The organism is Streptomyces sp. NPDC091387 (genome assembly GCF_044756945.1).
Classification (GTDB): Bacteria; Actinomycetota; Actinomycetes; order Streptomycetales; family Streptomycetaceae; genus Streptomyces.
Map to the genome: position 1 here is coordinate 793,539 of NZ_JBIVTZ010000001.1, position 25,334 is coordinate 818,872.

Here is a 25,334-nt window from a genome sequence, read left to right on the forward strand (position 1 = left end):
GGAGTTGGATTCCGGTTGGCCCCGGAAGAGCCGGCCGAGCCGCCTCAGACACCGTCTCCGCCACCGCGTCCGGTGTAGAACGCGACGGTCAAGTCCTTGACCAGTGACTTCCGTTCGTAGTCGTCGAGCTCCACGAGCCCCCGGGCGGTCAGCCGGTTGACCGTGTCGTCCACGGCGTCCACCACCGAAGTCAGCACGCTGTCCCGGTGTTTGGCGTCGATGGCCGCGATCCGGCGCCGCTGCATGGCCGCGGCCACCTCCGGCGCGTACTCGATTCCGGTCGGCTGCGCGGAGTACACCTCGATGCCGACCGGTTCGCAGTCCGCCTTCAGCATCCGGGTCAGCGCGTCCCCGACGGCCTCGGCGTTGCGCAGGGTGTGGGCGTCCTCGTGGAAGGCGTCGGCGGGCAGCTGGGAGAGGACCCGCGCCATCGCCGCCTCGACCTGCTCCCGCAGATACTCCTCGTGGTCGGCGATCCCCAGGGTCGCCCGCACGGTGTCCTCGACCCGCCACACGACGAGGACGACGACCCGCAGCGCCGTGCCGTTCGCGTCCACCGCGGGCAGCGGTTCGCTGCGCCAGTGCCGCAGCCGTACGTCGACCCGGCGCCGCAGCAGCAGCGGGCTGACCCACATCAGCCCGGTGCGCCGCACGCTGCCGCGGTACTGGCCGAAGAGGGTGAGCACCCAGGCGTACCCGACCCGGCCGCGGGTCAGGCCGCCGAGCGCGAAGAGCACCGTGGTCAGCAGCAGGGCGAGCGCCGCCCAGGCGCCGAGGCCGATACCGTCGTACGGCCGCGGGCCGAGCCCGAGCCGGTGCAGCACTCCGCCCGGCAGCGCGCCCGTCCACCACAGGACCCCGCCGGAGCCGGCGAGTCCCAGAAGGCCGGCGAGCAGCGCGGCCCAGCCGGGCAGCGCCGGGCCGGGCTGTTCGCGCAGCCTCGGGTCGGCGACCGGCGCGGGCCGGGTGGAGGGCCGCACCTGCGGCGACCGCGGCACCGGCGGCCGCCGGACACCGGCCGTCGACTCGATCCCGGAGGCCCTGCGCACGACGGTGGCGGGCAGCGCGGCGGCGTCCGCCGCGACCTCGGGATCGTCGCGGAAGAGCAGGTGCACCGGGATGGAGGCGGTGCGCTCGTTGGCGATGACCGAGTGGTGCCGGCCGGTGTCCACCCGTACGTCGGTGCGGAGCTCGCCGGTGTCGGCGCCGCAGAAGGACAGCGAGAGGGAGGGCCCGGCGTCCCGGCGGACCGGGGAGAGCCCCGGCCCGGGAGGGAACGAGGGTCCCGGCAGGGCGGGTTGCCCCGACTGCCCCGGCCGTCCCGGATCGCGCACCTCGTCGCGTACGTCCTCACGCACCTCGTCGCGTACGTCCTCACGCACGTCCGGTTCGGTCGCCACGCCCGGAACCGACACCGACGCCGAGGTCGCGCCGAACGCGGAGCCCCCGCGCTCGCCCTCGCCGGGCGTCAGGTCGAGCACCAGATCGACCACGGACCCCGGACCCGGACCCGGTTCCGACGCCGACCAGCCGTAGGGCCCGCTCACCGGATCCCTCGGGCCGTCCCGGCCCGGCGGGGCGTCCGCGCGGGACGACGCGTCCGCCTCGCGCCCCGGCCGGTCCGGTACGGCCCACTCCCGCACCGGGAGCGCCCCGTACCTCTCCTCGCCGTACTCCGGGTTCTCCCCGTTCTCCGGGTTCCCGGAGCTGTCCGACACCGTGGATCGCATTCCCGCCTCCGTCATGTGCGTCGTGTCACGCGAAGAGTCGCCGCCAGGTCTCCGGACCCGGATAGCCGTCGGCCTCCGCACCCCGCCAGCCCTGCGCCTTCTGGAAGGCCTCGACATTGCGCCGGTCCGCCTCGGTCCACCGGGGTCCGGGGCCCGACACGTAGTACTTGCCGTATCCCTTCCTCACCAACTGTTTCCCGAGCTTGTCGACATGGCTGTTGGACTGACCCGACCGGAAATAGCCCCGCCCCGGGAAGGCGGACACACCGGTCGAACCGCCCTGGCCGGTTCCGCCCGCGGCGGCGATGTCGCGGCCGGTCCCGGTGGTCAGCAGGCGCCAGGTGCCGGGGCCGGGGATGCCGTCGGCCTCCTTGCCCTTCCAGCCCTGGGCCCTCTGGAACGCCGCGGTCGCCTGCCGGTCGGCGCTGCCCCAGGCGGGGCCGGGGCCGACCCTGTAGAAGCGCTTGCCGCCCCGCGCGACGAGCAGCTTGCCGAGCTGGGTCACGTAGGCGTTGTTCGCACCCGGGCCGAACTTCCCGGCCCCCGGGAACTTCGTCGTCGAGCCGCTGCCGCCGGTTCCGGTGCTCAGCCCCTTGTAGCGGTAGGCGGCGTAGCTGCCCGAGTTGCTCCAGTACGCCATGGGCGTCGTCCGCTTGCGGGTGTGCGGCGTGGTCTGCTCGTACGCCGTGTAATGGGTGTGCGCGGAGTCCGTCCAGCCGTCGAAGATCGTGACGTGCGAGCCCTTCGCGGGGTCGGCCGGATTGTGGAAGAGCAGGATGTCACCGGGCTGGAGATCCTCCCGCGCGATCCGCGTGCCGTACGAGGCGAGGCTGCCGGTCCACTCGTTTCCGGCCAGGTCCCAGGCCATCGACACATAGCCGGAGCAGTCCTGGCGGTACCCGTCCGACCAGTACCTGCTCATGCTGTACGGGACCTGCGCGGTGACCCACTTCTTCGCGCGGCTGATGATCTCGGCCCGGGTGGTCCTGCGCAGGGTGGACGTACTCGCCTGCGAGGCCGACGGGCCGGAGGCCCCCGCGCCCTGCAACGGGCCGGGTCCGCCCTGCGGGCTGTCCGGCCCCGGATCGGTCACCGGGGCCGGATCGGTCACCGGGGCGGGGTCGGTCACCGGGGCGGGGTCGGCCACCGCGGTCGCCGCTTCCGCGAGACCGGCGCTCAGCACCACTCCCGCGGCGGTGGCCAGCACCAGCGCGCGCCGCGCGCCGTGCGCGGCCGGATGCCCTCCCTGCCGCGTGGGCAGTGCCGCGGCTGCGGTTCGCCGTTGCACGGCGCACCCCGCACAGGTGCAGTCGATGGCGGGTACGTACTCCTCGAAGGCCGGCACAGCCATGCGGTTCCCTCCGCAGTCGTCAAGATCTTTGGGCGCATCTGCACGGGCGTCAGTCTCTCAACTCTCCTGACATATCGCATTTTGACGGATAGAAGAGAAAAAACGACCATCCGACAGGCCGAGGTGGAGGGGAAATGGTCGGGACCACCACCCCGGATCGGGTAGAGTTCTCCAGGTCAGCAGGCGCCGCTAGCTCAGTTGGTTAGAGCAGCTGACTCTTAATCAGCGGGTCCGGGGTTCGAGTCCCTGGCGGCGCACGCAAAGTCAAGGCCCCCTCGCCACGCGCGAGGGGGCCTTGGCCGTTCTCCGGCGCTCCGCACCGACACCCCACAGTGCATACTTTGCTCACGCACAGCCCACTCACACCCGACGGACAGTCACCAGTTGGTCACCCGGTGGCACGAGGGCGCTTCACGGTCACTCCGATCACCCCCGCCCGCGCCCCCACATCACCTCGCCGCGAGGGCCACCAAATCGTGCGTATGAGCGGTTAACCGCCCGTTTCACCCTTGCGATCACGGCCCGGGTCGGCCAACCTGTCTGGATACTGTCGGCGCCAACCGAGCTGACGGGCACAGCAGTTGGGGGCATGTGAGGGAGATGTTCCGGTTGTGTGCGAGGTGAGGTGGGGGTCTCGCACACGAGCAAATACCGAACAGGCATCATGCAACCGGAAGGGCTCCGTTCCGTGTCTCAGGAAGGGTGGCCCGCCACTGAGCCGTCGGTCGCGTTCCTGGGGGGCACGCGACAGGCGAAAGGACCGACCGACCACACAGCCCGCCTGTGTGCAGGGGGATGACCCATGACGTCGACGCCGCCAGGCGCCCGGCAGGACAACGACTCTTCCCGGACCACGCAGCTCCGGATACCCCCGCAGCTCAGGCCCGGGGGCCACCGGCGGCGCCCGAAGAAGGAGCTGCCGCGCTACGACTACGAGCACTACAGCCGGCTCGCCGGGCCACTGACCCAACCCGATCCGGCCAAGCCGTACACCGTGCGGTACCGCTCGCTCCTCTCCCAGGAGCCGCACCGGATACGCGCGGCCCTCCTGCTGGGCGCCGCGCCGCTCGTCTCGCTCGGCCTGTTCGCCTGGCTGATGCAGCCCGAGCACTGGACGCAGCGCGACCCGAACCTCAAGAACGACACGCTGCTGATCCTCGACATCGTGATGCTGGTGTCGATCGGTCTCATCGAGCTCTTCCGTACCCTGAACGTCCTCTCCAACGCGCACGCCACCCTGGTCGCACGTGACCCGGTGCCGGTCGTGCCGGAGAACGGCACCAGGGTCGCCTTCCTCACCTCCTTCGTCCCGGGCAAGGAGCCCCTGGAGATGGTGACGAAGACCCTGGAGGCCGCCGTCCGCATCCGCCACCGCGGACTGATGCACGTCTGGCTCCTCGACGAGGGCGACGACCCCGCCGTCAAGGAGGTCTGCCAACGGCTGGGGGTGCACCACTTCTCCCGCAAGGGCGTGGCGCACTGGAACCAGGCCAAGGGCCCGCACCGCGCGAAGACCAAGCACGGCAACTACAACGCCTGGCTCGACGCGCACGGCGACACGTACGACTTCTTCGCGTCCGTCGACACCGATCACGTCCCGATGCCCAACTATCTGGAGCGGATGCTCGGCTACTTCCGCGACCCGGACGTCGGCTTCGTCATCGGCCCGCAGGTGTACGGCAACTACGACAGCTTCGTCACCAAGGCCGCCGAGTCGCAGCAGTTCCTCTTCCACGCGCTGATCCAGCGCGCGGGCAACCGCTACGGCGCCCCGATGTTCGTCGGCACCAGTAACGCGGTGCGGATCTCGGCCCTCAAGCAGATCGGCGGCCTGTACGACTCGATCACCGAGGACATGGCGACCGGCTTCGAGATGCACCGCGCCCGCAACCCGCGCACCGGCCGCAAGTGGCGCTCGGTGTACACCCCGGACGTCCTGGCCGTGGGCGAGGGCCCGACCGCGTGGACCGACTTCTTCACCCAGCAGCTGCGCTGGTCGCGCGGGACGTACGAGACGATCCTCAAGCAGTACTGGAAGGGCGTCTGCTCACTGCCCGTGGGCAAGCTCTTCAACTACACCATGATGATCATCTTCTACCCGATGTCCGCCATGAACTGGATCCTCGCCGCGCTCAGTTGCGCGCTGTTCCTGGGGATGGGCGCCTCGGGCGTGCAGATCGACCCGGTCGTCTGGATGATGCTGTACGGCAACGCGTCCGCGCTCCAGATCGGCCTGTACATCTGGAACCGCCGGCACAACGTCTCGCCGCACGAGCCCGAGGGCTCCGGCGGCCTGGCCGGCATGATGATGTCCGCGCTCTCCGCGCCGATCTACGCGCGCTCGCTGATGGACGCCGTGCTGCGCCGCAAGAGCTCGTTCGTCGTCACGCCCAAGGGCGACTCCTCCAGCCCGGACACCCTCTTCGGGACCTTCCGCATCCACCTCTTCTTCATCCTGGTCTTCGGCGGCTCGATCGTGGCGTCGTTCGTCCTCGGCCACAGCCATCCGGCGATGCTCACCTGGGCGGCCCTGGCGCTGCTGATCACCGCGGCACCGATCTTCGGCTGGCGGTACACCGTGCGGGCGGAGAAGAGGAAGCGGCGCGCGGGACCACCGCCGCCGAGCGGCCCGCCCGCCCAAGCAGGCCAGGAGAAGCCCGGCTGGGACGGCAACGAACAGACCATGCAGATCGCCCTTGGGGGACGTAGACCATGAAGTACCGTCCGAGCCGCCGTACCCGCCGCATGGCGATCAGTACGGCGGTGGTTCTCGCGCTCGCGGGGGCGAACGGGCCGTGGCTGTACCGCTTCAGCACCGAGCGCTACCACGACTACAAGATCAACAAGTCCGATTACAAGGCCGCCAAAGGCCACTGGGACTTCCTGGACATCCCGTCCGAGTTCAGGATCAACACGATCCACGCGGCGCTGCTGCACACCGGCAAGGTGCTGCTCGTCGCCGGTTCCGGCAACAACCAGAAGAACTTCGACGCGAAGAGCTTCCGGTCGGTGCTGTGGGACCCGAAGACCAACGAGTTCAAGAACATACCCACGCCCAAGGACATGTTCTGCGCCGGTCACACCCAGCTGCCCGACGGCAAGCTGCTCATAGCCGGCGGCACGAAGCAGTACGAGAAGCTCAAGGGCGACGTCACCAAGGCGGGCGGCCTGATGATCGTCCACAACGAGGACCCGGACAAGCCGATCACGCTTCCCGCGGGCACCAGATTCACCGGCAAGGACAACGGCAGGACCTTCGTCACCAAGGACCCCGTGCTGGTGGAGAAGGCCAAGAAGGTCTTCGACAAGAACACCGGCGCGTTCCTGCGCAACGACCCCGGTCTCGGCCGGATCTACGTCGAGGCCCAGAAGTCCGGTACGGAGTACGAGACGGGCGCGGAGGACAACTACCGCATAGCCGGCCTGTCCGGCTCCGACACCCGCAACGTGTACGGGATCGCCCAGAAGCTCGCCCTCGACAAGAAGGACTTCCAGGGCATCCGGGAGGCCTTCGAGTTCGATCCGGTGGCGGAGAAGTACATCACCGTCGACCCGATGAACGAGGCCCGCTGGTACCCGACGCTGACCACGCTCGAGGACGGCAAGGTCCTCGCCCTCTCCGGCCTGGACGAGATCGGGCAGATCGTGCCCGGCAAGGACGAGGTCTACGACCCGGAGACCAAGAAGTGGGAGTACACCGGCGTCATCCGGAAGTTCCCCACCTACCCGGCGGTCTTCCTCCTCAACGACGGCAAGCTCTTCTACTCCGGCTCGAACGCGGGCTACGGCCCCGCCACCGTCGGCCGCGCTCCCGGCGTCTGGGACCTGGCGACGAACAAGTTCACCAAGATCCCCGGCCTGAGCGACCCGGACCGGATGGAGACCTCGGCGACGGTACGGCTTCCCCCGGCCCAGGACGAGAAGTTCATGGTGATCGGCGGCGGCGGCGTCGGTGAGTCCGACAAGTCCAGCGAGAAGTCCCGGCTGGTCGACCTCAAGGACGCCGATCCGAGGTTCAAGGACGGCGCCTCCCTGGACGAGGGCACCCGCTACCCGAGCGCGTCCCTGCTCCCCGACGACTCCCTGCTGGTCACCGGCGGCTCCGACGACTACCGGGGCCGCGGCGGCTCCGACGTCCTCCAGGCCCGGCTGTACGACGCGAAGTCGGACACCTACCAGCGGGTCGCGGACCCGGCGGTGGGGCGCAACTACCACTCGGGGTCGGTGCTCCTCCCCGACGGCCGGGTCATGATCTTCGGCTCGGACTCGCTCTACTCCGACAAGGCGAACACCCGGCCGGGCGTCTTCGAGCAGCGCATCGAGATCTACACCCCGCCCTACCTGTACCGCGACTCGCGGCCCGAGCTGACCGCCGGGCCGAAGAGCGTGAAGCGCGGCGGCACCGCGATGTTCACGACCAACCAGGCCTCGACGATCACGTCGGCGAAGCTGATGCGGCCGAGCGCGGTCACCCACGTCACGGACACCGACCAGCGGTCGGTGGCGCTGGACCTGAAGAAGACGGACGGCGGGATCTCGGTGACGGTGCCGAAGAACCGGGCGCTGGTGCCGTCGGGCTGGTACATGCTCTTCGTCACCGACGACCAGGGCACACCGTCGGAGGGAACGTGGGTGGAGGTGCCGTAGTCACCTCACGCGGCACCGGACGGGACCCGTCCTATCCGGTGCCGCGGGCCAGGCCGAGGGCGTACTCGGGCCACCAGTCGCCGGCCTTCGGCCCGCCCCGGCAGTCGCCGTCGGACTCCCCCGGGCGCTTGATCCAGAGGTACGCGTCGACGAGCTCGTCGCCCGTGGACGCCGTCGGGGTCGCGCCGAGGGCCCGTCCCGGCGGATTGCACCAGCTCTGCTCGGGGGCGCCGCCGGTGTACGGGCCGTTGCCGTTGCGGCTGGTGTCGATGACGAACGGCTTGCCGCCCACCTTCGCCGACAGCCGCTTGCCGAAGTCCTCGCTGACCTCGGTGGTCTGGAAGTTGGAGACGTTCACCGCGAAGCCGTCGGCCGCGTCGATGCCCGCCTGCCGCAGCGGCTGGAAGAGCGCGTCCGGGGTGTGCCAGCCCGCGTTGCCCGCGTCCACGTAGACCCGGGTGCCCGGCTGCTGCTTGAGCCGCTCCACCGCGCCCTTGAGCAGGTCGTAGCGCTCCTCGTGGAACTTCCGCGGAGTGCACCCGTCGACCAGGTGCAGCACCGCGTCCGGCTCCAGGATCACCGTGGCGCCGCGGTCACCGATGCCCTTGGCCACGCCGTCCAGCCAGCTTCGGTACGCGTCACCGTCGGCCGCGCCGCCCTTGGAGAACTGTCCGCAGTCGCGGTGCGGGATGTTGTAGAGGACCAGCAGCGCCTCGCGGCCGGCCTTCGCGGCGGCCTCCGTGAAGCCCTTCGCCTCGGCCTCCGGGTTGTCCGGGCCGATCCATTCACCGACCGGCTGCCGCGCGATCCTCCGGACCAGGGCCGCGTTCTTCGCGTCGCCGTCCTCGGTGTACCGGGCGACCTGCCGGGCGGCGTTCCCGTCGGGGTTGACCCAGTACGGATCGGTGCCCTTGGGCTGCTGGGCGATGGCCGCGGGGTTCTTCCCCGCCCCGCCGTCCTTGTCACCGTCGCCGGAAGAGGAACATCCCGCGAGCAGCAGCGCGGCGCCGAGCACGGCCACGCCCGCTCCCCGCATGCCGAACCGGCCGTTGTGGCTGCCGTACATTCACTCCCCTTAGGTGCTCACCGGCCGCCGGGGCGCAGACGGGGAACGTCACATCGCCGCCCATCCTGGCACAGGGCCCGGGAGCGGCCCGGCCCCTCACGACTTCGTCGAAGAGCTGTTACGGCGGGTTCACCACGCTCTGCCCGGCTTGGCCGCGTGCGGAGCGTGACTGGTTATCGACGTACCGTCAGAAAGTAGCTGGGCGTGGGCAGTTCGGCGTCCTACAGTGGGCGTGCGGCGACCCAGGACGCCACCGACCTCCCGTGTCCGCGCCGGGCCACTCCCGCGGCCCGCGCACCGCGGTCGAGGACCGGCCCGGCCGGCGCCCGGAGAACCGGGCGGCCGGCCGGTCCGCGTACCCCCGGGATCAGGCACCGATCCCGGCGGCCGCCTTCGCGCCCGCCTTCCCGCTCGCCCTCTCCGCCGATTTCTCGCCGGTCAGGTACGCCGAGACGACCACGTTCGCCGTGTACGTGTGCGCGGCACGGTCGTACGTACCGCCGCAGGTGATCAGCCGGAGCTCCGCCCGGCCGTCCTTGCGGGGGCCGTACGCCTTCTGGGCGTTGAAGCGTTCGCGGGTGAAGACCTGGACGTCGTCGATGGTGAACTCGGCGATCGTGCCGTCGGTCCGGGTCACCTCGACCTTGGCGCCGGGGCGGGCCGCGCTGAGCCCGTAGAAGACGGCCGGTTTGGTCTCGGTGTCGACGTGGCCGACGAACAGCGCCGGCCCCTTGGCGCCGGGCTCGGTGCCGCTGCCGTACCAGCCGACCGTCTGGGGCGTGTCGAAGGACGGCGGTGTGATCGCCCCGTCCTCGTCCAGGCCCCGGGACACGACGGGGGCCCGGATGCCGATCGACGGAATCTCCACGCTCCGCGGCGTCCCGCCCTCGATCGGGTCGTGTGCCGGGGGCAGCGGTACGCCGAGCGGGCGTCCGACCGCGGCGACGTCCCCGGTGGTCGGGGCGGAGCCGGTGCCGGAGCCGTCGGTGATGCCGCGGCCCCAGAGCCACAGGCCCAGCAGCAGCACGGCCCAGGCCACTCCGGTGAGCAGCCTGCCGTGCCCGGTCGAGCGGTCGGAGGAGGACATGTCAGTCGGTGGCCGGGCGGCGGCGGCGCACGCTGCGGAGGGCGACCGCGACGGCGGCGACGGCGGCGAGCGCGAGGCCGATCACCGCGTGGGCGGTGCCGGGGCCCTCCTGCTGGGCGGCCTGGTCCGCGAGTACGGCGGTGCCGCCGCCGCCCGCGCGGACCGGGGCGACGGGCATGGGCCGGTTGCGGTGGACGACGGTGACGACGGCGGACGCCTTGGCGTGCTTGTCGTCCTTGCACACCACCTGGACGTCGTAGTCGCCGGCATCGGCGTCGGAGCGGATCCGGGCCTCTGCGAAGAGCGTCCTGCCGTCACCGGGCGAGAAGCGCGCCTCGGAGACGAAGGCATCGGAGTTCCCCTTGGCCTCCTTGCCCTTGCAGCCGTCGACCTCCAGGTCGACCTCACCGCCCGGGGCGACGGAGGACGGGGAGACCGAGAGGGTGACCCGGGACCGCGACTCCTGGTCGTGGACGGAACCGGAACTGGCCAGTGCGACGGAAGCGGGCATCAGGGTCGCCGCGGCCACCGCGGCGGCACAGAACGTGAGGGGTATTGAACGCATCGTGAACCTCCTTATGGAAGGTTCACGCGTGCGGCGGCTTTCCGCATCCGCAGGGGCCGCGGCACTGGGCCGGTGGAGTGCGGGGGTGCGTACGCGGCGCGCACGCACCCCCGCCCCCGGACCGGGTGTCAGCCCAGGTCGACGAGGTCCACGAGGTCGGCGATGGAGTCGACGACCGTGGACGGCCGGAACGGGTACTTGTCGATGTCCGCCACCGTGGTGAGCCCGGTGAGCACCAGGAACGTCTGCATGCCCGCCTCCAGGCCGGCCAGCACGTCGGTGTCCATCCGGTCGCCGATCATGGCGCTGGACTCGGAGTGGGCGCCGATCGCGTTGAGCCCGGTGCGCATCATCAGCGGGTTGGGCTTGCCCGCGAAGTACGGGGCCTTGCCGGTGGCCTTGGTGATGAGGGCGGCGACGGACCCGGTCGCGGGCAGCGGGCCCTCGGCGGACGGGCCGGTCTCGTCCGGGTTGGTGCCGATGAAGCGGGCGCCGCCGTTGATCAGCCGGATCGCCTTGGTGAGCGCCTCGAAGGAGTACGTACGGGTCTCACCGAGGACGACGTAGTCGGGCTCGTGGTCGGTGAGGACGTAGCCGATGTCGTGCAGCGCGGTGGTCAGCCCGGCCTCGCCGATGACGTACGCCGTGCCGCCGGGCCGCTGGTCGTCCAGGAACTGGGCGGTGGCGAGCGCGGACGTCCAGATGTTCTCGACGGGCACGTCGAGGCCCATCCGGTTGAGCCGGGCGTGCAGGTCGCGGGCGGTGTAGATCGAGTTGTTCGTGAGGACCAGGAAGGGCAGTCCCGACTCCCGCAGCCGCTTGATGAAGGCGTCCGCGCCGGGGATCGGGGTCCCCTCGTGGATGAGGACTCCGTCCATGTCGGTGAGCCAGGACGAGATCGGCTTGCGCTCTGCCATGCGGGACTCCTGATTTGCCGTACGCCGGGTGCGGGGACGCCGGCGGCACCGCGTTGTGCAGCGCCGACGTCCCCGATTTTAGGCTGCCCGTTCGACCGGCGGGTACTGCCTGATCACCCGTACCTGATCTTGGCGCCGGATCACGCGGCCTTGACCGTCACCCCGTCGACCACCCAGAACCAGTTGTTGCCCCCCGTGTACCGGAATCGGACCTGGGCGGTGGTGGCCCCGGACGGGACCTGGAGGGTGAGCGATTCGGTCTTCGAGACGGTGTCCGCGGTGTACGCCTTCACCGCGACCGGTGTGCCGCCGTCGTAGGAGACGAGGACCTCGCCCTTCTGCGGGGCCTCCTGACGGTAGTGGGTGGTGTAGGCGAGGGTGGCGGCGCGGCCGCCGGTGACCGGCCAGGCGGGGCTGATCAGGGTGGAGTCGAAGGTGCCCGTACAGCTCTTGTCGACCCACTCGTCGCCGTCGGCGACCGCGAAGACGTTGCGGGCCCTGACGTTGGTCTCGCGCCACTGGCCGCGCTCGGCGGAGGTCCAGAACTCGTCGGTGGTGAAGGTCCAGCCGCGCCATTCGGTGACGCCGCCGGTGCCCATCGCGCTGTTGTCGACGGTCCATCCGGCGGGCGGGGTGTGGGTGAAGCCGAGGACGGTGCTGCCGGTACCCGTCTCGTCGACCCGGGTCTGCAGCTTCGGGCGCAGGGCGTCGAAGGCGTCGGGGACGGGCTGCTGGAGCGGGCGCCCGTCCAGGCCCCAGGCCGGGTCCACGGCTGTGCCGAGGTGGGCGAGGGCGGAGACGGCCACGTCCGGCATCTTGATGTCGTACCGGGTCGAGCCCGCGGTGATCGCGCCACCGGCGGCGATGAGGAAGGTCTGCCGCTCGGCCGCGCTGGAGCCGCCGTGGCCGCCGTGGCCGCCGGCGTCGGTGTGCCCGTGGTCGGCGGTGATCATGATGAGCCAGCCCTCGGAGCCGTACGTGGCCCGGCCCTTCACCGCCGCCACCAGCCGGCCGACCTGGGTGTCGACGCCGTGGATCGCGTCGAGGTACTGGGAGCTCGCGGCGCCGTAACTGTGGCCCGCGTGGTCGACGTTGTCGAGGTGGACGAAGACCGCGTCCCGGCTGCCGCCGGCCAGTTCGGCGGCGGTGGCGGCCCGGGGTGCGCCCCTGGCGGCGCACGCCCTCCGTGTAGCTGGCGAGGGAGAGCGGCTGCTCCAGCTTGGGGCCCGCGACGACCGTGCCGCGGCCCTGCCGGGCGAGCCGCCCCTCCAGGAGCAGTTCGCGCAGCGCCTGGCGCACGGTCTCGCGCGACACCCCGTAGCGCAGGGCGAGGTCACGTTCCGGCGGCAGCATGCCGCCCTCGCCCAGTTCCTCGACGAGGACGGAGACATGGGCCTTCACGGCGTAGTACTTGGGAATACGGCCGTGCTCCGGGATGCCGGAGCGAATCGGTGCGCCAGGTGCCTGGTCGCGCGGGTAGTCCACGGCCCGATGGTGGCAGACGGACATGAACACCGGTGGACGCGCAGGCCCGGAACGGCTCGAAGTCAGCGGCGGGCGCGGCGCGTCCGGCGGGACCAGACCACCATGGCCCCGCCCCCGATCAGGAACCCGGAGACGGTGAGACCGGGCCGCGGCAACGGCACGGGGATGCCGGTCCTGGCCAGCTCAGGGACCCCGGCGGGGTCCCGGCCCGGTGCGACGGGGCGCGGGGCGGCGGTGCCGCTGGGCCGGGTCCCGTCGGGGAGGCGGCCGGACTCCTCGCCCGTACCGTCGCTCTCCCTGCCGGTGCCACCGGTCTCGCGGCCCTTGCCGACCTCGCCGACCTCGCCGGTGCGGTCCTCCTGCTTGCCGGTCCTGTCGCTGTCCATGCCCTCTCCCCCGCCGTCCTCGATCACGGTGAACGGATAGTCCCCGGACTCTCCGACCCACTCCCCGTCACTGCCCTCCGGCACCGCGCCGCTGTCGTTCCTGCCGCCCGGCGGGTGCTTCCGCTGGACGATCGCGGCGTTGGCGGTGATCCGGCCGGGGCTGGTGTCGGAGGTGAACGCCAGCCTGACCTGGACGGTGACGGTGCGGCCGGCGGGCACGGTGAAGCCCCCGAAGGCATCGCCGCCGACGCCTCCGAAGACGCCGATGTGTTCGTCCCGGTCGGTCGTCTCCCAGGTGACGCGGTGCTCCACGTCCGGATGCGCGCGCTCGGAGAACTTCAGCTGGATCTGGTCCGAGGTCAGCTTGCGGTCGGCGTCGGTGAGGACCAGGACCGGGTGGATGGCGCGGCAGGACCGCGAGGTGGTGTTGGTCAGGTCCAGGAACCAGGTGCCGTAGCCGCCGCCGGAGGCGTAGGTGTCGGGGCCGCCGTGGATCCGGGTGTCGATCGGGAACTCGGCCGCCTCCGGATCACCGCACGCGGGCTGCTGGTCGGCGGTGACGGCGACCGGTGCGGACGCGTCCGGGGCCGCAAGTGCCGCCAGTGCCGCGGCCGGCGGGGTGGCCGGGGTGGCGGCCGGATTGCGCTGCGGGGCGGCCGACGCGTTCCCCGCCCCGCCGAGCACGACGGCGGGGACCACACTGGCGGCGACCAGCCCGAGTGCGAGCCCGTGCCCGTGCCGGGGCCGCCCGGCGGATGCGGGCGGCCCCGGCACGGGCACGGGGTGTTCGGGGGGTGTGGCGGGCGGGGGCGGTGTGGGGGGCACGGAGGGCATGGGGGCGGCCTTCGCTGCTCGCGGAAGAAGTCGGCTCGCCCCGGACCCGGAGTTCACCGGTATGGACCGGCGACGCTGCCACGCCCGGGGGTGCGCCCCCGCGCAGACTTGCCGCGAGGCCGCCCGGCCGGCGGCGGCGAACCCCTCGATCAGCCGAGCCGGGGCCGCTCCGGGGCGCCCTCCCCGTCCGGCTCCGGGTGGCGGTCCCGGGCCCGCTCGGGGTCGTCGCTGCCGCCGACGCGGCCGAACAGCGGGGCGAGGACCAGTTGCGCCGCCCCTTCGGCGACCGGCCGGTCGCCTCCCCCGGCGGTGACGTCCGGCACCGGCACCCCGCCGACGCCCTCGCGCCGGGCCCGCTCGTCGAGCACGGCGCGCACTCCGCGGACGTACGCGTCGGGGTCGGCGGCGACGGTGCGTCCGCCCAGCACCACCCGGTCGATGCCGAGCAGCCCGACCAGGTTGGCGGCGCCGGTGCCGAGCACCCGCGCGGCCTCTGCGACATCGCCGCGGGCGACGGCCGCCAGGCAGAGCGCCTCGATGCAGCCACGTCCGCCGCAGCCGCACCGCACCCCGTCCAGTTGCACCGTCTGGTGGCCGAACTCACCGGCCCCGGTACGGGTCCCGCGGTGCAGCGCCCCACCGAGCACCAGCCCCGCGCCGAGTCCGGTCCCGAGGTGGAGGTACGCGAAGTCGCCCGGACCCGGCGCCTGGAGGGCGAGCCCGAGGGCCGCGGCGTTGGTGTCCTTGTCGATGACGACGGGCAGCCCGGTCCGCGCCGCGAGGGCGTCCCCGAGCCGGTAGCCGTCCCACTGCGGGAACCCGGTGACGCGGTGCAGCACCCCGCCCCGGTGGTCGAGCGGCCCCGGCACCGCCGCCCCCACGCCGAGCACCGGCCGCGTACCGTCGCCGCGCACGGCGGCGACCGCGCCGGCCGCCGCGGCGACCACCTCGTCGGCCGGGGCGCCGAAGTCCAGCGGGGCCGTACGGCTTGCGACCACCGTGCCCGCGAGGTCGACGAGCACCACGGTCAGCCCGTCGCGGTCCAGATGCAGCCCCACCGCGTGTCCGGCGTCCGGCACCAGCCGCAGCACGGTCCGGGGCTTGCCGCCCGTGGAGGCGCGGTGGCCCGCCTCCGTCGCCAGGCCCTCGGCCCGCAGCCGGGCGGTGATCTTGCTGACGGCCTGCGGGGTGAGCGCCGTCCGCTCGGCGAGTTCGAGCCGGCTGATCCCGCGCTCGCCCGCGACCCTCAGCAGGTCCAGCACGAGCGCCCCGTTGTGGCTGCGCAGCGTCGGCAGGTTGGCGCCGCTCTTACTCCTGTTCACCGACCCATTGTCGCTGCCGCTTGCACTTTGGCAACAGCGTTGCCAAAGTGGAACGCATGACTGCCCACGCGACTCACGAGCCCTCCGGAACGGCCCCGGCCCCCCTGCGCGTCGGACTCGTCGGCTACGGCCTGGCGGGTTCCGTGTTCCACGCCCCGCTGATCGCCGCGACCGACGGCCTCGTCCTGGACACGGTCGTCACGTCGAACGAGGACCGGCGCGAGCAGGCCCGCGCCGAATTCCCCGGCGTACGGTTCGCCGCCTCGCCGGACGAGCTGTGGCAGCGGGCGGACGAACTCGGCCTGATCGTGATCGCGTCACCGAACAGGACCCATGTCCCGATCGCCGCCGCCGCGATCAGGGCCGGCCTGCCGGTGGTCGTGGACAAGCCGATCGCCGGTACGGCCGCGGAGGCGCGGGAGCTGGCGGCCCTGGCGCAGGAGCACGGGGTGCTGCTCTCGGTCTTCCAGAACCGCCGCTGGGACAACGACTTCCTCACTCTGCGCGCGCTGATCGCGGACGGCGAACTGGGCGAGGTGCGGCGCTTCGAGTCCCGTTTCGAGCGGTGGCGCCCGCAGCCGAAGGGCGGCTGGCGCGAGTCGGGCGACCCGCGGGAGATCGGCGGGCTGCTGTTCGACCTGGGCAGCCATGTCGTCGACCAGGCGCTGGTCCTGTTCGGTCCGGCGGTGCGGGTGTACGCGGAGTCGGACGTCCGCCGGCCGGGTGCGGCGGCCGACGACGACACGTTCCTGGCGATCACCCACGCGAGCGGGGTCCGCTCGCACCTGTACGTCAGCGCGACGACGGCCCAGCTCGGCCCGCGTTTCCGGGTGCTCGGCTCCACCGCCGGCTATGTGAAGTACGGCCTCGACCCCCAGGAGGCCGCCCTGCGCGAGGGCGCGCGCCCGTCGGCGGACGGGCCGTGGGGCGAGGAGGCCGAGGAGCTGTGGGGGCGGCTCGGCTCGGGCGAGTCCCCGCTCACGGGCGGCGGCGCCCCGGTCCGCACCCTGCCGGGCGACTACCCCGCGTACTACGCGGCGGTCACCGACGCGCTGCGCGGAAAGGGCGAGAATCCGGTGACCGCCCTCCAGGCGGCCGCGGCCCTGGACGTCCTGGAGGCCGCACGCCGCTCGGCCCGCGAGGGCGTCACCGTCACCCTGCCCGCGACCCCCGGGTCCCCCACCGAGGAGCCGTCCGCATGAACCCCACCGCTCCGACCATCTCCGAGCTGATCGCGCAGGAGCGCCGGCTGACGCTGCCGCACTTCGGCTACGACGACGCGTACGCGCTCGGCGGCCTGCTCGTCTCGCTGGCCCGGGAACGGCACGCACCGGTCGCGATCGACATCCGGCGCGGGGCGCAGCAGCTGTTCCACGCCGCGCTGCCGGGTTCGAGTGCGGACAATGACGCCTGGATCGACCGCAAGCGCAGGGTCGTCGAACGGTACGGAGAGAGCTCCTACCTGGTCGGAACCCGGTTCCGGGCCAAGGGGACGACGTTCGACGACGCCTCGCGCCTGAACCCGGGCACGTACGCCGCGCACGGCGGCTCGTTCCCGATCTCGGTGGAGGGCGCGGGCGTCATCGGTTCGGTCACGGTCTCCGGCCTGCCCCAGGCGGAGGACCACGCGCTGGTGGTCGAGGCGCTGGAACGGTTCGCGACGACGATCAGCGGCTGACGCGCCGGAGGGGTGGGCCCGCTGCCACGGGTAGCCCCACCCCTCCGATGTTTACCTCAAGCCCGTCCGGCGATTGAGGACACAGCGGCCCCCGGGCAGAACTCGCTTCCCCCTACGCCCCCTTCAGCTCCTGCCGCTGCCGCCCCAGCCCCGCGATCTCCAGCTCCACGACATCCCCGGCCCGCAGATACGGCTTCGGCTCGGGCTGCCCCATCGCCACCCCCGCCGGCGTGCCGGTGTTGATCACGTCGCCCGGGTACAGCGTCATGAAGTGGCTCAGGTAGCGCACCACCTCACCGACCGGGAAGATCTGCTCGGCCGTCGTACCGTCCTGCTTCAGCTCACCGTTGACCCAGAGCTTCAGCGGCAGCGCCTGCGGGTCGGCGACCTCGTCGGCCGTCACCAGCCACGGCCCCAGCGGGTTGAACGTCTCGCAGTTCTTGCCCTTGTCCCAGGTGCCGCCGCGCTCGATCTGGAACTCGCGCTCGGAGACGTCGTGCGCGACCGCGTACCCCGCGACGTGCGCGAGCCCGTCCTCGGCGGTGTCCAGGTAGCGGGCGGTGCGCCCGATGACGACCGCGAGCTCGACCTCCCAGTCGGTCTTCTCGCTGCCGCGCGGCACGAGCACCGTGTCCTCGGGCCCGACGACGGTGTCCGGCGCCTTGAAGAACAGGATCGGCTCGCGCGGGATCTGCGCGCCGGTCTCCGTGGCGTGGTCGTGGTAGTTCAGCCCGATGCACACGATCTTGCCGATCCGGGCGAGCGGCGGGCCCACCCGCAGCCCCTCGGCGTCGAGCACCGGCAGCTCGCCGGGCGCGGCCGCGGCGGCGCGGACCCGGGCCAGCGCGTCCTCGTCGGCGAGCAGCGCGCTGTCGATGTCGGAGACGACTCCCGACAGGTCGCGCAGGGTTCCGCCCTCATCCAGCAGTGCCGGTCGTTCCGCGCCTGCCGTACCCACACGAAGCAGCTTCAACGGTCTGTCTCCCCTTGGTCGAGATCGGGCCCGTCGGATGGGTTGCGGCCATCGCAGGCTTGTCCGATCCTCCAAGACATCCGATCACTCCGCAAGACCCTGTTCACACACTGGACCGGCACCCTCGCGTCCGCGAGCACGGAACGCCTCTAGGCGGCGGTGGCCACGGCGGCGCCCGCGGCCGGCATGTCGCGGTACAGGTAGGCCCGCTCGACCGCGGTCCAGGTGGTGCTGGTGACGACGTACAGCGCGGCGGCCAGCGGCACGAAGGCCACGGTGAAGAGCGTGAAGAAGGACATCAGCGGCATCACCTTCGCCATCGCCCCCATGCCGGGGACCGGCTGTCCGTCGGGGCCGGTGGCCGGGGTGACGGGGTTGGCGGCCATCTGTCGCTTCGTCCGCCCGTAGTTGAACGTGGCGACCGCGGCGACGATCACGAACAGTCCCAGGTACACGGCACCCTGCGCCCCGAACACCCCGCCGTGCGCGAGCGCGTCGTGCCAGCGCTCGCCGAGCGGGGCGCCGAAGAGCTGGTGACCGAGGAGTTCGTTGGGGCCGTTGCCGATCTTCTGGCTGGAGAAGACGTGGTAGAGCAGGAAGAAGGCCGGCATCTGGAGCAGGCTGGGCAGGCAGCCGGAGAGCGGCGAGACCTTCTCCTCCTTGTGCAGCTCCATGAGCGCCTTCTGCATCCGCTCGGGGTTCTTCTTGTGCTTCTTGCGCAGTTCGGCGATCTGCGGCTGGAGTCGGCGCTGCGCCTTCTGCCCGCGTGCGGCGGCCCGAGACAGGGGGTGCACGGCGAGCCGGACGAGCGCGGTGAACAGCACGATCGCGGCGGCGGTGGAGGCGGTCTGGAAGAACGGGTGGAGCAGATCGGCGAAGGCGCCGACCAGGCTGGCGAACGCGGACATGAAGGCGGACATGGATGAGCCCTCCGGGGGTCTCGTCGTGCCGGGAAGTGGATCAGCTTCGGCATGACGATCCGCGCGGGGCGCCCACGCGTACGCACACGGCGTACACGTACCTGGACGAAGGAGGAGAGGGGAGCCCTACGCGGCCGTCAGGAGGACACGGCCGGGAGCTCGGGGGCGCCTGCGCCCCTTGGCGTCGGGATCTCGTTGCGGCAGGAACGCGGTGCGTTTCTCCCGGTCGCGCATGGCGGTACGGACCCGGGTGCGGGGCACCGGGACGGCGCAGCGGGCGCTGATGACCGAGCAGGCGACGAGTGCGGTACCGGCGGCCGCGGTGGCGGCGAGCGCGACGGCGGCGGAGAGGCTGCCGCCCTCGGCGAGCAGGACCTCGGTGAGGAAGAAGAGCAGGAGTCCGGCGGGACGGAGCAGCCGGGCGAGGGCACCGCGCAAGCGGTTCATGGCACCTGCGCCCATGGGTCCTCCCCCTCTCGCACTCCTGCGGCCGCGCCGTGAAGCGCACTTCAACCTTTAACCGTTATACACGATCGCCGTCAACGGCCTCAGGCGCGATCGGTCCCGAGCGGCAGCAGGAGCCGCCGGGGCCGGAGCAGTAGGAGGCAGACCGGATTGTCCGGGTCCGGGTCCAGCCCGTCACCGGGCCGCGTCTCGATGTCCTCGGGCGGTACGGGAACGGCGCACCGGGCACTCGCCACAGCCCCCTCATCCCACGGCCACCGCGCGTTCCCCGTCGTCGGTCGCGTCGAGCTCGTCCCGGGCGAGCACGTCCTCGTCCGGCCGCTCGTCGTGCTCGCGCGGCCCCGCGTACGTCACCGCCAGCGCGACGGCCAGATTCGCGCCGAGCGCGACGATGCCCGCGTTCACACCCCACACCGGATCGTTCTCCGTGAAGACGAACCCGCACACCACACCCACCCCGACGACCAGCCCGCTCATCGCCCCGAGCAGCGTCAGCCGCCGCCACATCAGCCCGAGCAGCACCATGGGGAGCAGCTGCGCCATCCCCTCGTACGAGATCAGCGAGAGCCGTACGAGGGTGTTCGGTGCGGTGTACGTGAGCAGCAGCGCCAGGCCTCCCGCGACCACGACGACCACTTGGGCCGCGCCCTTCTGCCGCTGCTCCCAGCGCGGTACGAGCGAGAGCACGCTGCGTCCCCACATCGTGCCGATGACCAGCATGAAGACGGCCATCGGCACGATCGACGAGAGGGCGGCCGCGACACCGATGACCCCGACCGACCAGGCCGGCAGCGAGTCGACGACCAGCTTGAAGAGGGCCAGGTTGGACTCGGCCCCGACGAGCCCCGGCACGACGAACAGGGCCGCCATCCCGAGCAGCATCGGCACGAACAGCAGGACGTTGTAGGCCGGCAGCCACATCGCGTTGCGCCGCAGCACGTCCGCGTTCCTCGCGCCGAGGTAGCCGGCGACGGTCGTCGGGAAGATCACGACGGTGAGGGAGTTGAGGAACGAGGTGGTGATGAACCAGGCCTGCCCGAGCCCGCTGTCCCCGTGCCCGGGGAACGTCAGCCACTCGCTCTTCTCGGTGACGAGCCGGTCGAGGAAGGGCCCGTAGCCGTCGAAGTAGTGCATCGGTACGTAGACGGCGAGGAAGCCGAGCGTGGCGATCACCATCACGTCCTTCAGCACGGACACCCACGCGCTGCCGCGCAGCCCGCTGACGACGACGAAGCCGGTCGTGACGGCGAAGGCGATGAAGTAGGCCCAGTTCAGGCTGATGGCACCGTAGGAGATGGTCGAGACGACCACGCCCATGCCGGTGATCTGGAGCTGGATGTACGGGAGCAGGAAGACGGTCGCGAGGACGGCGACGAGCGCCCCGAGCCAGGGCCGTGCGAAGCGGTGCGCCACCATGTCGGTGATCCCGACGAGGCCGTGCTCGCGCGCGTACGCCCAGAGCATGGGGCCGACGACATAGCCGACGGCGTAGCCGCAGGACATGTACGCCACCACATAGAGCACCGGCGCCCCGTAGTTGTAGCCCCAGCCCGCGGCGCCGAGATAGCTGAAGCTGGTGTAGCCCTCGCCGGCCATCAGCACCCAGATGAAGACGGTCCCCAGACTGCGCCCGCCCACCGACCACTCGGCGAGCCCGCCGCCCTCTCCCCCGCCCCGCCCGCGCCGCCCGCGCACGGCGAACAGCCCGAGGGCCACGGTGGCGACCATGAAGACCCCGAAGACGGAGGTCGCGACGGCGGCGTTCACCGGCGGTCCCCCCGCCGGGTCAGCCAGACGGCGACGGGGGTCAGCACCGTCGCCCCGAGCAGCCAGAAGAAGAGGAACGGCAGCCCGAGAACCACGGGACGGACCCGGTTCACCAGCGGCAGCACCCCCAGGTACAGCACGTAGGGAACCAGCAACCACAACAACTGCGGACGTCGTCTGAGCACGTCAGGAAAGTCTAGTGAAACGGCCCCGTCCGCACACCACCACCCGGCGCCCGCCCCCGACATCCCCCGATTCCCCCCGCATCCCCCGCGGCCCCCTACCTCCCCCGCACATCCGTCAGCCTTCCCCACACGACGAGGCGGTACCGGGAGGTGAACTCGGGCGTGCACGTCGTCAACGTCACATAGGAACCGGCCGCCCGGTACCCGACGTACGGCCTCACGTTGCTGCGCGGCACGGAGGCCACGACCCCGCCGTCCCCCGCACCGGTCTGGGGGAGGGTCTTGTCGACGGTGTACGTGTAGACGGTGTCCCGGGTCTCGACGGTGACCCGGTCGCCGCGGCGCAGCCGGTTGATGTAGCGGAACGGTTCGCCGTGGGTGTTGCGGTGGGCGGCGAGCGCGAAGTTCCCGGAAGCGCCGGGCTGCGCGGTGCCGGGGTAGTGGCCGACGTACCCCTTGTCGAGGACGCCGCTCCTGCTGATGCCCTGGGCGACGGGTGCGGTGAGCCCGATGCGCGGGATCCGGATGACGGCGTAGGCCTGGGACCGGCGGGGCACGGTGGTGGCCGCGCCCCCGGCCCTGTCCTTCCCGTCGCCCGTCGACACGGCGGGGCTGTCGTCCGCGGGCCGCTCCGGCTCCGCGGCCCCTCCCGACGGCTCGGGCACCGGATCCTCCCAGCCCCGTTGGAGGGCCTGCACGGTGTGGGCGGCGCCGGCACGGGCCTGCCGGTTGGTCCACCACAGCTGGTGGGCGACGAGCAGCAGCAGCACGACGCCGAGGGTCACCACCAGCTCGGCGCTCGTCCACAGCCCGCGCACAGCGGCCCGCCGCCCTCGCGAGTTCCGCTGCACCACCACAGGTATCCGCTGCCGCACGGCCCGCACGATAGGGCCAAGCCCCGTAACTCTCCAGAGCTGGAACAACTCTCCGTCCGACGGCCGTACAGCAGTACGGTGTGGTTCATGCGCCCCGACACGCCTGCCGACCACACCACCGAAGCCGAGCGCCTGCTGCGCACCGCGGCGCGGTATCCCGAGGACCACGAGCCGCTGCTCCTCCAGGCCGCCGCCCACCTGGAGCTCGCCGGCGACCGCGCCCGCGCCACGACGCTCTACGACGAACTGCTCGGCGCCCCCGGCACCGAACACCCGCACCTGGTCAAGGCGCTCAACGCCGCCAATCTGTGGGAGTACGGCCACGAGGCCGAGGCCCGCGCGATCATCGACGGCATCCGCGCGGCGGGCCCGCTGGAGGCGGCTCCCTGGGAGATCGCGGCGGAGACCCTGGAGGCCCACGACGAGCTGGAGGCGGCCCACGACTACTTCTCCACGGCCCTCACCCTGCTCATCGCACCGGGCGAGGAAGTCCCGTACGCCACCCAGTCGTTGCTGACCGGACGCCACCGGGTACGCCGGCTGATGGGCGTCCGGCACGACGCCTGGGACGAGCTGGCCGACACCCTGCACACGGCGGCCGTCCCGCTGGACGAACTCCACGACCCGAAGCGCCTGTGGGCCCTGGGCTCCTCCGACCCGGGCGAGCTGCGCGCCGAGATCACCCGCCTCCGCGCCGAACTCGGCACCTACCGCACCGCGCTCTCCCGCCCCTTCCCGGTGGCGGTGCTGCACTGGCCGGAGGCCGAACTGAGCGAACTCCTCACCGCGTACCCGAGCCTCGGCAGCGAGTACGCCTCCCACCCGGACCACCTGGCCCGCCTGGAGACGGCCCTGCGCGACCTCCACGCGACGGGCACCCCGAACCTCGGCATCGTGACGGGCACGGTCCCGTCGTACGAGGCGTTCGCCGCCTCCGAGGCCGCCTCCCCGGCCGACCCGGACCTCCTCCCCCAGTACGCCACCACCCTCGCCGCCCGCGGCCGCGCGGTCCCGTGGCCCCCGGCGAGGAGCGCGGCCTGCTGGTGCGGCACGGGCCGCCCGTACCGCGACTGCCACGGGGGCACGCTGTAGGAGGCGGGCCCCGGGGGCGGCAGCACGATCGCGTCAATATCCGGATGCCGGGGCGCGAACCGACTGGCTACGGTCCCGCCATGCCCTCCACACCCTCCATGCCCTCAATACCCTCCTCGATACCCGAACTGCAGCGGCTGCGCGCCGACCACGCCCCGGCCCTCCTCACGTTCGAGCGGGAGAACCGCGCGTTCTTCGCGGCCTCGATACCGGACCGCGGCGACGCCTACTTCACCGACTTCACCGCCCGCCACGAGGCCCTCCTCACCGAGCAGGCGGCCGGCACCTGCCACTTCCACCTCCTGGTCGCGGAGGACGGCGAGGTGCTGGGCCGCTTCAACCTGGTCGACGCGGCGAACGGCACGGCGGACCTGGGCTTCCGCCTGGCGGAGAAGGCCACGGGCCGCGGCCTGGCCACGTCGGCGGTCCGCCGAATCTTCCACCTGTGCGAGGCGACGTACGCCCTGACGACACTGCGTGCGGCGGCCACCGTGACCAACACCGCGTCCCGGGCGGTCCTGACGCGAACGGGGTTCGTCGCGACGGGCGAGGAGGTGGTTCTGAACGGGAAGCGGGGGGTGGGGTACGTGCGGGAGCTGCGAGGCAGGAACCTCGGACCCGAATCACCCCACCGTGCTTGACGGACCCTGGCCGGCCAAAGACACCGAGTCCCAGTGCACGGCCTTCTGCAGCAGTGGCCCGCTGCGGGATCGGGCGAGACCGAGTTCCTCGGTCTCGCGGGAACTACCCCACCGTTTCAAGAGTACTGACAGGTACCGCTGTGATCTCTCCCGGAAGGAGAAGAAGGTGACCTTGTTCGGCATGCCAGGCCCGGCGCTTGGGGTCTGCGACGATCCGGAACTCATGCTGGTGCACCAGCACTTGATGAGCCTGGACCCAAAAGGACAGCGCTTCGCCAGGGTACTCCGGGACGCCATAGATCAACTGCTCGACGGTGAGCACACTGGCCGTTTCGACTGGAAAGACCTCCACAAGACGGAAAAGACTCACGCCGGCACACTCGTGGAGCTGAACCTACTCCGTGAGTTCGGGTTCACCAGTGGCCAGGACATGGACTATCTGATCGAAGGCATCGAAGTCGACTGCAAATTCTCGCAGAAGGAATTCGGTTGGATGATCCCCCCGGAAGCCCTGGACGAAATCTGTCTCGTTGTCTGGGCAGACGACCACGAGGATCGGGGTCTGTGGAGCGCCGGCCTCATCCGCGCTGACCGACAGAAGTTGACGGTAAGTGGCAACATCACCAAGAAAGGTAACCGCGACGGAAAGTTTCGCTTGACCAGAGATCATCACTCGATGGTCACCTGGCTCTGGCGTCGCCAGCCTCTGAAAGAAAACCTCCTGCTACACCTCGACTCATCCCTCCGGTCAAGAATTCTCGCTCCAAAATCAGGGCAAAAGAAGGTCAACGAATTGTTCCGGCGAGTTCAGCGCCGCCAGATCGACCGCAATGTAGTCAGAACCCTGGCCATGCAGTACGACTACATGGCCAGGGTCCGGGATGACAAAAACGGAACGCGTGCACGGCCTGCCTTGCGGGAGGAGGGAATCATCATCACTGGCGACTCAACGAACCACCGAGCAGTAGCCAAGGACCTCGGCGGGCCAGTACCAGAAAAGGGCGAGTTCGTAAGCTTTCGGGTCGCCCTCGCACGTCCAGAGCACGGCGACCGCCCGTCTGCCGAACTCGACGGATGCCAGTGGGTCGCGGTCAGCCAGGACGAAGCGGTTGACCGGCCGGCACCAAAACTGCCACCACGCTGACCGCCCACTCACGAGATCCGCAGCCTGAGGGAGCCAGCACGCGTGGGAAGCCCACTCAACACGTCTTCCCACGCGCCCAGGCAGCATCAGGGCCATCGAGCCTGTCGCCCGGCATCCCCACGATCTGCCTGGGAGGGCACGCCCAAATGAAGCCGCAACAGGTCTGAAGCCAGCTGCGACTCAGTCTGAAGTCTCAGCGGGCAT

Annotated in this window: 23 protein-coding genes, 1 tRNA gene and 1 pseudogene; 8 read left to right on the top strand and 17 right to left on the bottom strand. The window is 71.4% G+C overall.

The annotated features are described in order from the left end of the window. Nucleotides 1–44: 44 nt before the first annotated feature. Together ACIQM0_RS03670 and ACIQM0_RS03675 are read right to left on the bottom strand one after the other, a co-directional pair. A complete protein-coding gene (locus ACIQM0_RS03670; RefSeq protein WP_401283157.1) occupies nt 45–1,730 on the bottom strand; it encodes an SPFH domain-containing protein in 1,686 nt (561 codons plus the stop codon). 25 nt (nt 1,731–1,755) lie between these two features. Next, a complete protein-coding gene (locus ACIQM0_RS03675; protein ID WP_401283159.1) occupies nt 1,756–3,081 on the bottom strand; it encodes a peptidoglycan-binding protein in 1,326 nt (441 codons plus the stop codon). Nucleotides 3,082–3,264: 183 nt separating this feature from the next. On the opposite strand from ACIQM0_RS03675, the gene ACIQM0_RS03680 reads away from it, so the two are divergent. The 3 genes from ACIQM0_RS03680 to ACIQM0_RS03690 all read left to right on the top strand — a co-directional run bounded on the left by ACIQM0_RS03680 (nt 3,265) and on the right by ACIQM0_RS03690 (nt 7,728). Further along, nucleotides 3,265–3,338, top strand: a tRNA-Lys gene (locus tag ACIQM0_RS03680). A gap of 545 nt (nt 3,339–3,883) precedes the next feature. Next, nucleotides 3,884–5,797, top strand: a complete 1,914-nt coding sequence (locus ACIQM0_RS03685) for a glycosyltransferase (protein WP_401283161.1) — start codon at nt 3,884–3,886, stop codon at nt 5,795–5,797. Further along, the gene (locus ACIQM0_RS03690; protein WP_401283163.1) at nt 5,794–7,728 is read left to right on the top strand and encodes a galactose oxidase-like domain-containing protein; all 1,935 of its coding nucleotides are present in this window, start codon (nt 5,794–5,796) and stop codon (nt 7,726–7,728) included. The genes ACIQM0_RS03685 and ACIQM0_RS03690 overlap by 4 nt, the downstream gene beginning before the upstream one ends. 31 nt (nt 7,729–7,759) lie before the next feature. Here ACIQM0_RS03690 and ACIQM0_RS03695 read toward each other — a convergent pair whose 3' ends face one another. From ACIQM0_RS03695 to ACIQM0_RS03730, 8 genes and pseudogenes are all read right to left on the bottom strand, one after another. Next, entirely contained in the window at nt 7,760–8,794 is a 1,035-nt protein-coding gene (locus ACIQM0_RS03695) for a glycoside hydrolase family 6 protein (protein WP_401283165.1), read from the bottom strand. Nucleotides 8,795–9,161: 367 nt separating this feature from the next. Continuing rightward, nucleotides 9,162–9,881, bottom strand: a complete 720-nt coding sequence (locus ACIQM0_RS03700) for a class F sortase (RefSeq protein ID WP_401283167.1) — start codon at nt 9,879–9,881, stop codon at nt 9,162–9,164. Between the two features lies 1 nt (nt 9,882). Continuing rightward, nucleotides 9,883–10,446, bottom strand: a complete 564-nt coding sequence (locus ACIQM0_RS03705) for a hypothetical protein (protein WP_401283169.1) — start codon at nt 10,444–10,446, stop codon at nt 9,883–9,885. 128 nt (nt 10,447–10,574) lie between these two features. Further along, nucleotides 10,575–11,363 carry an HAD-IIA family hydrolase gene (locus tag ACIQM0_RS03710; RefSeq protein ID WP_401283171.1) on the bottom strand — a complete coding sequence of 263 codons (789 nt, stop codon included), beginning with the start codon at nt 11,361–11,363 and terminating at the stop codon, nt 10,575–10,577. 140 nt (nt 11,364–11,503) lie between these two features. After that, nucleotides 11,504–12,499, bottom strand: a complete 996-nt coding sequence (locus ACIQM0_RS03715; protein ID WP_401283408.1) for an alkaline phosphatase family protein — start codon at nt 12,497–12,499, stop codon at nt 11,504–11,506. A gap of 10 nt (nt 12,500–12,509) precedes the next feature. Further along, nucleotides 12,510–12,848: pseudogene (locus ACIQM0_RS03720) on the bottom strand (GntR family transcriptional regulator); the annotation flags it as partial. 62 nt (nt 12,849–12,910) lie between these two features. Next, entirely contained in the window at nt 12,911–14,068 is a 1,158-nt protein-coding gene (locus tag ACIQM0_RS03725; protein ID WP_401283173.1) for a hypothetical protein, read from the bottom strand. Between the two features lie 149 nt (nt 14,069–14,217). Beyond that, nucleotides 14,218–15,390 (bottom strand): ROK family protein, encoded by a 1,173-nt coding sequence (locus ACIQM0_RS03730; RefSeq protein WP_401283175.1) that lies wholly within the window; start codon nt 15,388–15,390, stop codon nt 14,218–14,220. Nucleotides 15,391–15,446: 56 nt separating this feature from the next. Here ACIQM0_RS03730 and ACIQM0_RS03735 point away from each other — a divergent pair, with 56 nt between their 5' ends. Next, nucleotides 15,447–16,592 carry a Gfo/Idh/MocA family oxidoreductase gene (locus tag ACIQM0_RS03735; protein ID WP_401283177.1) on the top strand — a complete coding sequence of 382 codons (1,146 nt, stop codon included), beginning with the start codon at nt 15,447–15,449 and terminating at the stop codon, nt 16,590–16,592. Next, nucleotides 16,589–17,068: a heme-degrading domain-containing protein gene (locus ACIQM0_RS03740; RefSeq protein WP_401283179.1), complete on the top strand. Its 480-nt coding sequence runs from the start codon at nt 16,589–16,591 to the stop codon at nt 17,066–17,068. The genes ACIQM0_RS03735 and ACIQM0_RS03740 overlap by 4 nt, the downstream gene beginning before the upstream one ends. A 112-nt stretch (nt 17,069–17,180) precedes the next feature. Here the strand turns inward: ACIQM0_RS03740 and ACIQM0_RS03745 are convergent, their stop codons facing one another. The 7 genes from ACIQM0_RS03745 to ACIQM0_RS03775 form a co-directional block, all read right to left on the bottom strand. Further along, complete coding sequence (locus ACIQM0_RS03745; protein ID WP_401283181.1) at nt 17,181–18,041, bottom strand: fumarylacetoacetate hydrolase family protein; 861 nt, start codon at nt 18,039–18,041, stop codon at nt 17,181–17,183. Between the two features lie 149 nt (nt 18,042–18,190). After that, nucleotides 18,191–18,961 (bottom strand): YidC/Oxa1 family membrane protein insertase, encoded by a 771-nt coding sequence (locus ACIQM0_RS03750; RefSeq protein ID WP_401283183.1) that lies wholly within the window; start codon nt 18,959–18,961, stop codon nt 18,191–18,193. A 126-nt stretch (nt 18,962–19,087) separates the two neighbouring features. Continuing rightward, complete coding sequence (locus tag ACIQM0_RS03755) at nt 19,088–19,423, bottom strand: DUF6412 domain-containing protein (protein ID WP_363023248.1); 336 nt, start codon at nt 19,421–19,423, stop codon at nt 19,088–19,090. Between the two features lie 86 nt (nt 19,424–19,509). Continuing rightward, nucleotides 19,510–19,662 carry a hypothetical protein gene (locus ACIQM0_RS03760; RefSeq protein ID WP_401283185.1) on the bottom strand — a complete coding sequence of 51 codons (153 nt, stop codon included), beginning with the start codon at nt 19,660–19,662 and terminating at the stop codon, nt 19,510–19,512. Nucleotides 19,663–19,669: 7 nt separating this feature from the next. Beyond that, nucleotides 19,670–21,193, bottom strand: a complete 1,524-nt coding sequence (locus ACIQM0_RS03765) for a sodium:solute symporter (RefSeq protein ID WP_401283187.1) — start codon at nt 21,191–21,193, stop codon at nt 19,670–19,672. Continuing rightward, entirely contained in the window at nt 21,190–21,348 is a 159-nt protein-coding gene (locus ACIQM0_RS03770; protein WP_363023464.1) for a DUF3311 domain-containing protein, read from the bottom strand. The genes ACIQM0_RS03765 and ACIQM0_RS03770 overlap by 4 nt, the downstream gene beginning before the upstream one ends. Nucleotides 21,349–21,473: 125 nt before the next feature. Next, nucleotides 21,474–22,253, bottom strand: coding sequence for a class E sortase (locus tag ACIQM0_RS03775; protein ID WP_401283189.1), 780 nt, complete (start codon nt 22,251–22,253; stop codon nt 21,474–21,476). An 87-nt stretch (nt 22,254–22,340) separates the two neighbouring features. Between ACIQM0_RS03775 and ACIQM0_RS03780 the strand changes: the two genes are divergently transcribed. The 3 genes from ACIQM0_RS03780 to ACIQM0_RS03790 all read left to right on the top strand — a co-directional run bounded on the left by ACIQM0_RS03780 (nt 22,341) and on the right by ACIQM0_RS03790 (nt 25,130). Beyond that, entirely contained in the window at nt 22,341–23,345 is a 1,005-nt protein-coding gene (locus ACIQM0_RS03780; RefSeq protein ID WP_401283191.1) for an SEC-C metal-binding domain-containing protein, read from the top strand. Between the two features lie 119 nt (nt 23,346–23,464). Further along, a complete protein-coding gene (locus ACIQM0_RS03785) occupies nt 23,465–23,986 on the top strand; it encodes a GNAT family N-acetyltransferase (RefSeq protein WP_401283410.1) in 522 nt (173 codons plus the stop codon). Nucleotides 23,987–24,152: 166 nt separating this feature from the next. Continuing rightward, the gene (locus tag ACIQM0_RS03790; protein WP_401283193.1) at nt 24,153–25,130 is read left to right on the top strand and encodes a NaeI family type II restriction endonuclease; all 978 of its coding nucleotides are present in this window, start codon (nt 24,153–24,155) and stop codon (nt 25,128–25,130) included. Nucleotides 25,131–25,334: the final 204 nt, after the last annotated feature.